Origin of the sequence: Streptomyces sp. MZ04, from assembly GCF_004684775.1 — a bacterium.
In the GTDB taxonomy this organism is placed as follows: domain Bacteria; phylum Actinomycetota; class Actinomycetes; order Streptomycetales; family Streptomycetaceae; genus Streptomyces.
The window spans coordinates 1-12,858 of record NZ_SRIC01000244.1 but is presented as its reverse complement, the minus strand read 5'-3'; the positions used below and the strand labels follow the sequence as shown (position 1 = coordinate 12,858).

The following is a 12,858-nucleotide window of genomic DNA, read 5'->3' as shown; positions in this document are numbered from 1 at the left end:
GAACCCGGGGGCGGAGCGGGGTGGTTGGCGTCTTGGCGCACGTCACACCGAAGAACTATCACAGAAGCGGACAAAAAGCCCTTAAGGTGAGCGGGTAGCGGAGGCTCCCCTGACCTCATGCAGCCACACCCTCAACGTCATACAGCCACACCCTCAACCTCAGACAGCCGCACCCTCACCGTCCTCGTGATCCCCGCCCTCACCCCCCGGGGTTCGCGTCCCTGGGTGAGGTGGTGGCAAGCCCCAGAGGCTTGCGGGCCGCGGCCTCCGCCTTGCCGCTGATGTGCTTCTGGGCCGGTACGTAGTACTCGTAGAAGGCGTCGGCGTCCTTGGCGGTGGACGCCTTCGCCCACTGCTCGCGGTTGCGCTCGATCGCGCCGATGAGGGCGGTGACATCGGCGTCCGCCTTCGCGGGCCAGTCGTGCGCGCGCAGCAGCCGGGCCTGCTCGGCGAGGCCCTTGTCGACGCGGCCCGCCCACGCCTTGTGGCCCTTCAGGTCCTCCTCGATGCTGTCCTCGACGGGCTCCGACTCGTACGCCTCGGAGAGGGCCTTGTCCGCCTGGAGGTAGGCGAGCTGGTCGGCGTCGAGGTTGGTCGCGTCACGCCGGAACGAGCCCTTCAGGCCGCGCTTGCCCCCCGTGTCGCCGTAGAGGCAGGTGATGTGGCGGTCCCCCTGGCTCCAGGTCTCGCGGTCGGGCATGTAGTACGTGAGTTCGGCGTCCCCGAGGTCGACCCAGGAGTCGAGTACGTAGGAGGCGTCCAGGTCGACGCACTTCCGCTCGGCGAGCGAGGTGAGCGCGGCGTCGCCGGGGAAGGTCTCGTGGTTCACCCGGACCGAGGCGAGGACCTCGCCGTCGTGCCGCGACGAACAGGGCACCTCGTCGATCTCGAAGGTGTACCGCGCGCCTTGGAGATCGCTGTCGGGCACGTTGAAGCACTCACCCTTGTCGATGGGGAACGCGGAGGAGTTCCGGGACTCGCGCGCGGCCTCCTTGAAGCCGTCGGCGAAGTCCCGCGCACCCCCGGTGACGACGGCGAGCACCAGAAGCACGATGCCGACTACGGAGAGGATGCTTCCCGCGATCGCCATCCCCTTGCCGCGCTCGCCCTTCTTCGTGATCTGCGCGAGCGCGATCAGGCCGAGGATCAGGCCGACGGCGGGCACGAAGCAGAGGATGCCGAGCACGAGCGAGGCGATCGCGAAACCGTTGACCGGCGGCCGGGAGTACGGCGAGTACGCGCCCGGCCACCGCTGGTACGGGACTTGGGGCCCGCCCGGGTACGGGGTCTGCGGAGGCGGCCCGTAGGGCCCCTGCCCGTACTGCTGCGGAGGGCGGCCACCGAGGTCGGGCGGCGGGGGTATGTCCACGAGTGCCATGCTCCTGGTTCGGGTGGGTCGGTCGATGCGGGAGCTTCGCATCGTATGCGGCACACGGACGAGGGATGAAATGGGGACATCCAGCGCAATAGCGCACGCGGCCAACGGCCTGACGTCGCGCCTCGTCCTCGCGGCAGGCCGGGTCACCGACCCGGAGCCGTACCGCGAGGACGAGGATCAGCAGGAGCAGGTCAGTTCAGGGCCTCCGGCCTAGAACTGCAGCCCCCAAGAGTCGATCTTCCCGACGTCCAGCGCCGCGTTGTCGCTCACGCGCAGCTTCCAGGTGCCGTTGGCCGTCTCGGACGACGCGTTCACCGTGTAGGTGGTGTTGATGTCGTCGGAGCTGCCGCCGGTGCCGTAGCCCTTCAGCGTGTACGCGGTGCCGTCAGGCGCGATCAGCTGCACCTGGAGGTCGCCTACGTAGGTGTGCTTGATGGCGACCGGCACGCTCAGAGCGGCGGGAGCGGTGCCTTCCACACCGCTCACGGTGACCGGCGACTCGACGGTGGAGTTGTCGTTGATCGCGAAGTCGGTCGTGTTTTCAAACTTGGGCCCCGGAGGGTTCGTCGAGCCGGTGCCCACGTTCAGGAGGCGGTTCGGCGAGCCCGATCCGGGGCTGGTGACGACGCCCGTGGAGGCCGCGCTGACCAGCGCCGCGGACACCTGCGCCGGGGTCGCCGTGCGGTTGTCCGCGAGGTAGAGCGCCGCGGCACCCGCGGTGTGCGGGGACGCCATCGACGTACCGGAGATGGTGTTCGTCGCCGTGTCGCTGGTGTTCCAGGCCGAGGTGATGGACGAGCCGGGCGCGAACAGGTCGAGGATGGTGCCGTAGTTGGAGTAGCTCGCCTTGGCGTCCGTGTTCGTGGTGGCGCCGACCGTGATGGCCTCGGCCACGCGCGCGGGAGAGCGCGTCGAGGCGTCGACGCTCTCGTTGCCCGCCGCGACGGCGAAGGTGATGCCGGAGGCGACGGCGTTGCGTACGGCCGTGTCCAGGGCGCTGTCGGCGCCGCCGCCCAGCGACATGTTCGCGACGGCCGGCTTGACCGCGTTCTGGGTGACCCAGTCGATGCCGGCGACGACCTGCGCGGTGGTGCCGGAGCCCTGGTTGTTCAGGACGCGGACGCCGACGACGTTCGCCTTTTTGGCGACTCCGTAGGCACCGCCCGCGACCGTGCCGGCGACATGCGTGCCGTGGCCGTGGCCGTCCTGTGCGGTGTTGTCGTTGTCGATCGCGTCATAGCCGTACGAGGCACGGCCGCCGAAGTCGCTGTGGCTGATGCGCACTCCGGTGTCGATGACGTACGCGGTGACGCCCTCTCCGGCGGTGTCCGGGTAGGTGTAGGAGTTGTTCAGCGGGAGCGTCTTCTGGTCGATGCGGTCCAGGCCCCAGGACGGCGGGTTGGGCTGGGTGCCGTCGACCGTGAACGTCCGGTTCTGCACGACGGATTCGACCGCCGGGTCCGCGGCGAACTTCTTCGCCTGGGCCGCGGAGAGCTCGACCGCGTAGCCGTTGAGGGCCTCCTTGTACGTGCGCTTGATGTCGGCGCCGTACTCCTTGGCCAGTGCCTTGCCCGCCTTGGAGCCCGCCTTCGCGGCGTCCTCGTCGAGGCTGACGATGTAGCTGCCCGCTATCGTGCCGGGCGCGCCGGCGTTCTCGATCGTGCCTTCCGCCTGGCCCGCCTGCGCGGTCGCGGGGAGGGCGGAGACGACGCCGAGGGCGAGGGCCGCGACCGCTGTCGCGCTGATCCCGGCCAGTCTTCGACGGGTATGACGCATCACTGCCATCTGAGGGGTCCTCCTCAATAGGTGGTGCGCTAGTGGGGGATGGTGCTGGTGGTGCCCACACACACGGAGGCATACGGCAGGAACATGTCAAACCATGGGCCGACGGCACCCGCTCTCGCCTTCGTCGGGACGAAAGATTGGCGGATCCATAGGAATCCCACAAGGGTCAGGACCGGACGTAACACGACCGCCACGCACCCGCCATGACACATCGGCCCCAACTGTCACAACTAGCCTGGCCACATGACAGCATTGCCGGATTATTTCTGTCCCACCGACGGCACACGCGTCCCCCCGGGCACCCTCGCCTGGTGCTGCCCCGTCTGCCGCGGCCCCCTGGACCTGGACTTCTCCCCCAATCCCGGCCCGCTGAAGTCCCTTGCCGGAAGGGTCAATTCACTGTGGCGGTACGCGGAATCCCTGCCGCTGCCCGCCCCCGATTTCTCGCTCGGCGAGGGCCGCACGCCGCTCGTACCGCTGGATGGCGGGATCTCGGCCAAGCTCGACTTCCTGATGCCGACGCTCTCCTTCAAGGACCGCGGCGCCGTCATGCTCGCCGCGCTCGCGAAGCGGCTCGGCCCGGACCGGGTGATCGCCGACAGCAGCGGCAACGCGGGCACGGCGATCGCCGCGTACTGCGCGCGGGCCGGACTGCCCTGCACGGTGTACGTCCCGGCCGGCACGTCACCGAAGAAGCTGGAGCAGATCGGCGCGCACGGGGCGCGGCTCGAAGTCGTCCAAGGGGATCGCGAGCAAACGGCGCTGACGGCCCGCGAGGCCGCCGACGAACCCGGCACGTTCTACGCCTCCCACGTCTACAACCCGTACTTCCTGCACGGCACCAAGACGTACGTCCTGGAGCTGTGGGAGGACCTGGGCGGCCGGCTGCCGGACGCCCTGGTCGTGCCCGTGGGCAACGGCACACTGCTCCTGGGGGCCGCGCTCGCGGTGCGGGAGCTGCACTCCGCGGGGCTGATCGCGAAGGCGCCCACGCTGTACGCCGTGCAGGCCGCGGCGGTCGCCCCGCTGGCCGAGGCATGGCGCGCGGGCGCCGACGAGCCCCTGGGCAACACCCCGATGGTGCCCACGTTCGCCGAGGGCATCGCGATTCCGCGGCCGCCTCGCGCCCGGCAGATCCTGCGGACGGTCCGCGGATCCGGCGGCGCGTTCCTGACGGTGACGGAGGCCCAGATCGAGGCCGCCCAACTCGACTTGGCGGGGCGGGGGTTGTACGTCGAGGCGACCGGGGTGGCGTGCTGGGCGGCCGTACGGGACGGGGCGCTCGGCGAGCGGACGGCCGTGGTTCCGCTGTGCGGGGCGGGTTTGAAATCGGGACTCGCCTCGGTTTGAGTTCGGGACTCGCGTCGGTTTGACATCAGGACGGACTCGCGAACCCCGCCCGGCGGCCAGGCACCCACCCGTGGGACCCAGGGGCGCGCCACCCCGGTTCCGGCGGCGCGCCCGCGCATCGTCGCCCCGTGACCCTCCGCACCGCCACCCTCCTGGCCGCCACCCTCGTCGCCACATCGACCCCCGCACCGGCCGCGACGGCCGACAAGCCCCGCCCTCCGGCCGACTGCGCGCCCGCACCCGGCTGGGCGCCCTCCACCACGAAACGCACCTCTCCGAAGGACACGTACGCCCCCTACGTGGGCAACGGCTACCTCGCCACCCGCGTCCCGCCCGCCGGAGCCGGCTACTCCGCGCCCGTCAAGGACCAGAAGACCGGCTGGCCCCTCTACACACCCCGGTACGACGGCACCTTCGCGGCGGGCCTCTACGCGCGCGGGCCCCGCAACACCGCGGGACGCGAGGCCATCGCCGCCCTGCCCGCCTGGACGGCGCTCGACGTCACCGTGGGCGGCGAGACGTACGGCCCGCGCAGCCGCGTGTCCGACTACCGGCAGACCTTGCACCTGCGCTGCGGCTTCGTCCGGACCTCGCTCACCTGGACCACCACCGACGGCCGCCGCACCGACCTGACGTACGACGTCCTGGCCGACCGCGAGCACGCCCACACCGGCGCCGTACGCCTGCGCCTCACCCCCCACTGGACCGGCGACACACAGGTCACCGACCGCATCGACGGCCGGGGCGCCCGCCGCATGGCGCAGACGGGCGGCGGCGCGAGCGGGGAGCGCACCATGGACGTCACCTTCCGCACAGACGGCACCCGCACGGACGGCGCGGTGGCCTCCACCCTCGTGGCCCCTGGAGAGGCCCGCCCGGCGCACCCGGCACGGAAGTTGAGCGCCAGCCAGTCCGCCGCCTTCCCCGTCCACGACGGCGCCACGTACGACGTCACCAAGTACGTCGGTGTCGACACCGCCCTCACCTCGCGCGCCCCGCACAGCGACGCCCGCGCCGCGTCCCAGCGCGCGGCCGGGCAGGGCTGGCCCGCGTTGCTCGCCGCGCACACCGCGGCCTGGCGGCATCTGTGGTCGTCCGACATCGAGATCCCCGGGCGGCCCGATCTCCAACTCTGGGCGCGTTCGGCCCAGTACGGCCTCCTGTCGTCCACCCGCCGCGGCAGCCGCGACAGCATCGCGCCCGCCGGTCTGACCAGCGACAACTACGCGGGCATGATCTTCTGGGACGCCGAGACCTGGATGTACCCGGCGCTGCTCGCGATCCGCCCCGAACTCGCCCGCCCCGTCCTCGAGTACCGCAACGCCACCAGCGAGGCCGCCCGCGACAACGCGGCGAAGACCGCAGTGAAGGGCCTCTTCTATCCCTGGACGAGCGCGAGCCGCGGCGCCCTGTGGTCGGAGTGCCAGAGCTGGTACCCGCCGCACTGCGTCCAGCAGAACCACCTCCAGGGCGACATCGCCCTGGCCGCCTGGCAGTACTACCTCGCGACCGGCGACCGCGCCTGGCTCCGCTCGCGCGGCTGGCCGCTCCTGAAGGGCATCGCCGAGTACTGGACGTCGCGCGCCACTCACGACGAAGACGGCAGTTATTCAATCCAGAACATCGCGGGTCCCGATGAGTACAGCAACGGCGTGACGGACGGCGTCTACACGAACGCGGTCGCCGCCACCACCCTGCGCTCCGCCACCCGCGCGGCCCGCGTGCTGCGCGAGACAGCCCCGGCCGCCTGGACCAGGACCGCGGACCGCATCCGGATCCCGTACGACCCGAAGCGCAAGATCTACCTCCAGTACGCGGGCTACCAGGGCTCGACCATCAAGCAGGCCGACACCGTGCTCCTGTCGTACCCGCTGGACTGGCCGATGCCCAAGGGAGCCGCGGCCGCGACCCTCGACTACTACAGCGCGCGCACCGACCCCGACGGGCCCGCGATGACGGACTCCGTGGACGCCATCGACGCGGCCGCCATCGGTGCGCCGGGCTGCTCGGCGTACACCTTCCTACAGCGGTCCGTACGCCCCTTCATGCGCGGCCCGTTCGCCCTGTTCTCGGAGTCGCGCGGCGAGAAGGCGGGCGCGGGCGACGCGCTCGCGGGCGCCCCCGCGCAGGACTTCCTCACCGGGAAGGGCGGTTTCCTGCAGGTCTTCACGCACGGCTTGACGGGACTGCGCCTGCGCGAGCACTCCGTAAGGCTCGATCCGACGCTTCCCCCGCAGCTCAAGAGCGGTGTGACGCTGCGGGGGACGCACTGGCGCGGACGGACGTACGACATCTCCATCGGCCCCCGGAAGACGACGGTCCGGCTCACTTCGGGGAGCCCCTTCACCATCGACACCCCGAAGGGCCGCGTCACGGTCGCCGAGAACGCCCCCGCGCTCCTCGAGACCCGGCGCCCCGACCTGACGCCGACAGCGGATCTGGCACGCTGCCGCCCCGCGAAGGCGACCTCCGAAGACCCCGGGTTGTACGCGGCCGCCGCGGTGGACGGCAGTCCCGTCACCGCCTGGTCGCCCGGCGCGGACAAGGCGTCCCTGACGGTGGACCTGGGACGACGGACGGAGGTCGGCACGGTCACTCCGAAGTGGGCGGTCAAGCCGGCCCGCCACCGGGTCGAGACATCGGCGGACGGCCGCGCGTGGCACTCGCCGGGAGCGGATCCGATCCGCTACCTACGCCTCACGGTCCAGGCGGCCGACAAGGCACCGGAGCTGAGCGAACTGACCGTCACCGACTGAGCAACGAAGGCTGGGCAACGAAGGCTGGGCAACGAACAAAAAACCCCGGCATGTCGCTCCCACAGGGAGGCCGGGGCTCAAGAGAAACCGAAGGGGCCGGCCGGCACGACGGCGGCCGGCCCCGATGGCAGATCAGCCGTTGCCGGCGCCGTTGCCGGAGAGGACCGGAATGTCCGACAGGATGTGCGACAGCGCCTCGTCACCCTTGGCCTGGGTGGAGTTCTCGGTGCACTGCTGGTTCTGCGGGGACGACAGGACATTGATGTCCTGGACGGCGACCGGCACGAGGATGCCGACGATCGAGCCGACGTTCGCCTTGACGGGCAGGCCGAGGCAGGGCTTGTTCAGCGAACCCTGCACGAGGGAGAGCTGCGGGCTCATTGCGCCGTGCGTGGCGGAGTTGCCGAACGCCTGCTTGGCGCCGTTGCCGCTCAGGGACGTGGTGCCCGAGTCGTCACCGATGGCCATGGCCGGGGAGGCCACGCCCGCGGAGATTCCGGCAACGGAGGCGGCAATGGCCGCGGATGCCCACAGCTTGTTCATTTTGATTCCCTTCAGGAGCGGGCTCCATTGGCAGAGCCGCGTGATGATCAACTGCCTGACACGGCGATGGTTTCGGCCTGTGACCCGGTTGGCCTAGCGATCCGATCGCCTCAGCGACACTCGAGCGTGTTGCCGCGGACGGTGACGTGACTGCCGATCCGCGCCGGGTCGGCGGGCCTGACCTGCGAATTCCTTCTCGTCAGTGGCCGGTCGTCGTTCAACTTGCCGAAGAGCGCGGCGGCCTTGCCCCGGTCCCACCGAAGGGTGGAGTCGATCCCCTTCACCGTGTGGTTGAAGCCGTCGATCGGCACGGTCGTGAACTCCATGGCCGAGGGGGGATTTCACTCAACTCCGAGGCGAGGGACAGCAACTCCTCACCGTTGAAGCCCTGATCGACCTTGCTCACCCCGAGCAGGGTCCGGCTCAACTGGGCCGCCCTGGCCGGGTCGCCCAGCACGTTCTCCGTACGCAGACTGCTCAACGCGGCAACGAGGAAGTGCCGTTGGCGTTGGATCCGCCCGAAGTCGGCGGCCGTGTCGACATGCCGGGAGCGGACGTACTGGAGGGCCTCGCCGCCGCCGAGGCGGTGCCTGCCGGGCGCGAGGTCGAGCTTCGTCGTGGGGTCCTTGAGCCGCCGCGGCGTATCAGCGTGTCCGTGCAGTTGCAGGCGACACCGCCCGCGGGGAATGTGCGCTTCTCCCGCCGCGTGATGGTGTCGCGGCCGTCCGTCCCCATCAGCAGGATATTCGTACCCCGTCCCTCAATCGGACGATTCCTCATGTCGCTGAAAACATCGATGCGTTGGACAGGGTGCGGTGCCTCGGCGGTTCCGAACAACCCTGAGGTGAGTGCGCAAACTGAACTCTGCCGCGGGGGAACTCCCGCACCGGTCAACGCCGACAAGCGGCTTACCGATCCGCGGCACGCGCGAAGAACAACTCGTTCGCCCTAAGCGGCACGGTTTCGCCGGTTTCGCTGGTTTCCGAAACTGGAACAGCTGGAACAGATTGCTCGACACACGCCCGTCGATGGCGAGGGGATATGGCTGACTTCTCAAGGCGATGGAAACGTCAGGGCCTGATTCCAGTGAGCAGGAATTCGCCGGAGCGCCGAGTTCCGGAGCCCATCTACACATCCCTCCAGGATTCCTGGGAGCGACAGGGCAGGACCGTGCCGGGGCGCCCCGACCAGGAGTGGCTCGCCCTCATGTCGCGCGACCACTGGCCACGCGGCTGACACGGACGGAGCACGAGGGGCCGACACAGACAGAACAGCGGGCCGCCGGTGAACCGGCGGCCCGCTGGTGATGCTGGGGGGGGGAGATCAGTGGTTGGCCACCCCGTTGCCGGACAGGACCGGGATGTCGTCCAGGATGTGCGACAGCGGCTCGTCGCCCTTGGCCTGGGTGGAGTTCTCGGTGCACTGCTGGTTCTGCGGGGACGACAGGACATTGACGTCCTGCACGGCGATCGGCACGGCACCGACAATGGAGCCGGCGTTGACCTTGGCCGGCAGGCCGATGCAGGGCTTGTTCAGGGAGCCCTGGATGAGCGCCATCTGCGGGCTCATCTTGCCGTAGGTGGCGGAGTTGCCGAACGCCTGCGAGGCGCCGTTGCCGCTCAGGGACGTGGTGCCGTGGTCGTCACCGATGGCGAGCGCACTGGGAGCCGCGGCAGCCGACATGCCGACGACGGAGACGGCAACCGCGGCTGCAGCCATACCCTTCTTGATCACAAGTAATTCCCTTCTGGAGAAACCCCGTTCGCCGGAGCGCTCTGATTAACTCCACGCCCTTCGCATGGTTGCTCCACTTCACCCGTTCGGCCCAGTCACGGCCAACCGAGTGAAGCCCCGAAACCCAAACTCGCACCGACGGGTTGGGCAGGCGGCAGTGACCTATGCGTCCGCCAGAAAAGGAACACAAAATGATGAAGAAGGCTATGGCCACAGCGGCCGTCGCCGTGTCCGTCGTCGGCATGTCGGCCGCTGCCGCCCCGTCGGCGCTGGCCATCGGCGACGACCACGGCACCACGTCCCTCAGCGGCAACGACGCCGAGCAGGCGTTCGGCAACTCCGCCACCTACGGCAAGATGAGCCCGCAGCTCTCCCTCGTGCAGGGTTCGCTGAACAAGCCCTGTGTCGGCCTGCCGGTCAAGGGCAACGTCGGCTCGATCGTCGGTGCCGTGCCGATCGCCGTCCAGGACATCAATGTCCTGTCGTCCCCGCAGAACCAGCAGTGCACCGAGAACTCCACCCAGGCCAAGGGCGACGAGCCGCTGTCGCACATCCTGGACGACATCCCGATCCTCTCCGGGAACGGCGAGTTCAACGGCTGACCTGCAGCTGAGCTGCGGCTGACCCGCAGCTGACCCTCAGTCGTGAGGACCGCTCGGGCTGCCCGGCCCGCTCAGGCCGGGGAGCCCGAGCTCCTTCATTTCCGGCCTCCGCGTTTCCGCCTACCCCCTTTTCCCCTTGCGGTAATTCGGGTGAATTTCCTGGGCGGGGGAAACCAGCGGTTTCTTCCGCTCCTTTAAATCGTTTGCAGACTGCCGGTCATGGCGCGGGTCGTAAATGATGTGCCCGCTCGGTTTCGACTGCCATATGGGCATGACCGCGGAGAAGGGAAGATCCGTGAAGCACAAGAAGAGCGCGTCGATCATCGCCGGTGTCGTGATGGCGATGGGCATGGCGGCCCCGGCGTTCGCCGACGCGGGCGCCGAGGGCGTCGCCGCCCACTCCCCGGGTGTCCTCTCCGGCAACCTCGTCCAGGTTCCGGTCCACGTCCCGATCAACGTGTGCGGCAACAGCGTCAACCTGATCGCCCTGCTGAACCCGGCGTTCGGCAACACCTGCGTCAACAGGTGATGTAGCGCAGCCACCAGGCTGTTTCATGGCCGGCCTTGGATCGTCACCTCGACTCCAAGGCCGGCTTTCCACTGCTCAGAGGAAGACAACTAGAGTGCGACAGGCCATTAGTAAGGGAATGCTCACGGCCGCGGCCGCGACCAGCATCCTCTCCCTGTCCGGTGCGAGCGCGTTCGCCGCGGACGCGGACGGCGCGGCGTCGGATTCCCCCGGGATCTTGTCGGGCAACAGCGTGCAGGCTCCCGTGGACGTACCGGTGAACGCTTGTGGCAACAGCGTCGACGCGGTCGGCGCCGCCAACCCCGCCACCGGCAACTCCTGTGCGAACTCCGGGCATTCGACGGCGCCGCGGGAACGGCCCGACAGCGAGCCGCCGGCCGATACCCGGCCCATGGCCCAGAGCCCCACGGCCCAGAGCCCCACGGCCCGGAGCGAGGCCCGGAATTCGCCGGGCATCCTGTCCGGCAACAACGTGCAGGCCCCTCTGGAGGTTCCGGTCAACCTCTGTGGCAACACCGGCGACGTGGTCGGCGCCCTCAATCCGGCCATCGGCAACAGCTGCGCCAACGAGGCGCACGCGCCCTCTCCGACGGCCATCCCGGAGCAGGACCCGCCGCACCGGACGCCGAGCACCCGCGTGCCCGGACAGACACACGGACAGACGCACGGACAGACACACGCTCAGGACCGGGCGATGCGCCACGCGTCGTCCCCGGCCGTCACGGAGCTGTCGCCCGCCGGTGCACCGGGTCCGCAGGTCCGCGGCGTGCTCGCGGCGACCGGCAGCGACGAGAACCTCCTGGCGGCTGCCGCGGGGAGCGCGACGCTCCTGATCGGCGGCGGAATCCTGTACCGCCGGGGAGCCTCGGCAGCACGCCGCTAGGGCCTGTCCGATGGGTCAGGCCGGCCTTCGCGCCGGGTGCCGATTCACCAGGGCCGAGCGTGCCAGGGGTCGCGACCCCGGCAGGACCCATCGGACAGGCCCTAGTGCGGCCGGGCATGCCGACCGGCAGGGAAGAGCCGCCCTGAGTTCTCTTCCCTGCCAGAAGGGGAGAGGGCCGGCCCGGTCAGGGATATTGCCCACCCACGGCAGAACGCCGACGGCTGGCGGAGGACAACCTGGCCCGTCCCATGAAGGCACAGTCCACCATCTGGCCGCCTCCGCCGAAGAACCGATTCACCCGTTCGCCGACGGCATCACCTGTACGGGTGCTTCCGGCATACGTGTACGAGGGAGACCGCACCGCTCGGCGACGCGCCGCCGCACACCCCGTACGAGCCGGTCCGCGGTGAACGAGGCGCCGTGCACGAACCGCATGGCGGGGCCGAAGGCCCCTGCCGGACCGAGCGCCGAGGCGCGGACGCGGGCGCGGGTCGTCTCCGGGAGCCGTCGGAAGCCGCCCGGCAGCTCCGCGTAGAACCAGTTGCGCCGTCCGCAGCCCAGGCCGGTGTGCGGGGCGCGGGCCGACTGCCACAGGGGCGTTTGCACGCCAGGCCCGCGCCCCGCGGCCAGGAGCGCTGCTTGCGGCCCGAGCCGCCGCCGTGCGACGACGCCCGTCCGGTCGACGTATCCGTGTACGAACCAGTCGCGGCCGGGACCGGCCGGCAAGAAGGCCTGGAGCAGCAGCCGGCTGCCGCCTCCGCGCTGCGCCGGTACAGCTCCTGCGCCTCCCCCACCGACCGCACCAGGACGGTGCTGCGCAGCACCGCCCCGTCGGGGACGCGCAATTCCGCGGAGATCTCCTCGAGTGACGCGTCCGGCGGAGGCGGCGGGTGGGTCTGATGGAGATAGCGGGATCTGCTGACGGGGCTCCGCCCGGAATCGGCGGCGGCCACGAGAGTCAGCACCGCCAAATCCGCTCAATTCGATCCCCCGTGCGGGCGACGGCCATGCCCAAAGGGTTAACGGCTCGATTGGCGCAATAGAAATACATATGACTGAGTGTCAGTGGATGGAGGAGCATCATGAGGAGCGGCCATGAACCCGCAAAGACACCGCCCCAATAGAAAGCGGCCGGTATTCATCGCCACCGGAATCGTCGTGTCGGCGGCGCTCGCGATCGGCCCGGGATACGCCTGGGGGGCCGGGCAGGAGCCCGATCCGCCGGTCTTCCGCCCCGCGCTGCCGACGACGATGCCCGCACCGTCCCCGCCCGCGCCGCCCACGTCGCCGTCCCCGGC

11 protein-coding genes and 3 pseudogenes are annotated in these 12,858 nt (G+C 70.0%); 7 read left to right on the top strand and 7 right to left on the bottom strand.

Annotation, left to right across the window (positions count from 1 at the left end; genetic code table 11):
* Positions 1-199: 199 nt before the first annotated feature.
* Complete coding sequence (locus E2651_RS33695) at positions 200-1,369, bottom strand: DUF4190 domain-containing protein (protein ID WP_135335052.1); 1,170 nt, start codon at positions 1,367-1,369, stop codon at positions 200-202.
* Between the two features lie 79 nt (positions 1,370-1,448).
* On the opposite strand from E2651_RS33695, the gene E2651_RS44305 reads away from it, so the two are divergent.
* A complete protein-coding gene (locus E2651_RS44305) occupies positions 1,449-1,592 on the top strand; it encodes a hypothetical protein (RefSeq protein WP_167828970.1) in 144 nt (47 codons plus the stop codon).
* Here the strand turns inward: E2651_RS44305 and E2651_RS33690 are convergent.
* Positions 1,589-3,163, bottom strand: coding sequence for a S8 family peptidase (locus tag E2651_RS33690; protein WP_135335051.1), 1,575 nt, complete (start codon positions 3,161-3,163; stop codon positions 1,589-1,591). The two genes, E2651_RS44305 and E2651_RS33690, sit on opposite strands and share 4 nt — an antisense overlap.
* Before the next feature lie 243 nt (positions 3,164-3,406).
* On the opposite strand from E2651_RS33690, the gene E2651_RS33685 reads away from it, so the two are divergent.
* Positions 3,407-4,513, top strand: coding sequence for a threonine synthase (locus tag E2651_RS33685; protein WP_135335050.1), 1,107 nt, complete (start codon positions 3,407-3,409; stop codon positions 4,511-4,513).
* Between the two features lie 128 nt (positions 4,514-4,641).
* Positions 4,642-7,269, top strand: coding sequence for a glycosyl hydrolase family 65 protein (locus tag E2651_RS33680; RefSeq protein WP_135335049.1), 2,628 nt, complete (start codon positions 4,642-4,644; stop codon positions 7,267-7,269).
* Positions 7,270-7,401: 132 nt separating this feature from the next.
* Here the strand turns inward: E2651_RS33680 and E2651_RS33675 are convergent, their stop codons facing one another.
* The 3 genes from E2651_RS33675 to E2651_RS33655 all read right to left on the bottom strand — a co-directional run bounded on the left by E2651_RS33675 (position 7,402) and on the right by E2651_RS33655 (position 9,546).
* Positions 7,402-7,812, bottom strand: coding sequence for a rodlin (locus E2651_RS33675; protein WP_135335048.1), 411 nt, complete (start codon positions 7,810-7,812; stop codon positions 7,402-7,404).
* A gap of 110 nt (positions 7,813-7,922) precedes the next feature.
* Positions 7,923-8,138, bottom strand: a complete 216-nt coding sequence (locus E2651_RS33670) for a hypothetical protein (RefSeq protein WP_135335047.1) — start codon at positions 8,136-8,138, stop codon at positions 7,923-7,925.
* 997 nt (positions 8,139-9,135) lie between these two features.
* On the bottom strand, positions 9,136-9,546 hold the full coding sequence (locus E2651_RS33655) for a rodlin (RefSeq protein ID WP_135335045.1): 411 nt from the start codon (positions 9,544-9,546) through the stop codon (positions 9,136-9,138).
* Positions 9,547-9,737: 191 nt separating this feature from the next.
* Between E2651_RS33655 and E2651_RS33650 the strand changes: the two genes are divergently transcribed.
* The 3 genes from E2651_RS33650 (at position 9,738) to E2651_RS33640 (ending at position 11,560) form a co-directional block, all read left to right on the top strand.
* Entirely contained in the window at positions 9,738-10,148 is a 411-nt protein-coding gene (locus E2651_RS33650; protein ID WP_135335044.1) for a rodlin, read from the top strand.
* 271 nt (positions 10,149-10,419) lie between these two features.
* The gene (locus E2651_RS33645) at positions 10,420-10,677 is read left to right on the top strand and encodes a chaplin (protein WP_135335043.1); all 258 of its coding nucleotides are present in this window, start codon (positions 10,420-10,422) and stop codon (positions 10,675-10,677) included.
* Positions 10,678-10,795: 118 nt separating this feature from the next.
* Positions 10,796-11,560, top strand: a complete 765-nt coding sequence (locus E2651_RS33640; protein WP_245239390.1) for a chaplin — start codon at positions 10,796-10,798, stop codon at positions 11,558-11,560.
* Between the two features lie 294 nt (positions 11,561-11,854).
* On the opposite strand, the pseudogene E2651_RS33635 reads toward E2651_RS33640, so the two are convergent.
* Together E2651_RS33635 and E2651_RS45630 are read right to left on the bottom strand one after the other, a co-directional pair.
* Positions 11,855-12,163: pseudogene (locus E2651_RS33635) on the bottom strand (hypothetical protein); the annotation flags it as partial.
* A 5-nt stretch (positions 12,164-12,168) separates the two neighbouring features.
* Positions 12,169-12,531: pseudogene (locus E2651_RS45630) on the bottom strand (hypothetical protein); the annotation flags it as partial.
* A 124-nt stretch (positions 12,532-12,655) separates the two neighbouring features.
* Between E2651_RS45630 and E2651_RS44780 the strand changes: the two are divergent.
* Positions 12,656-12,858: pseudogene (locus E2651_RS44780) on the top strand (hypothetical protein); the annotation flags it as partial.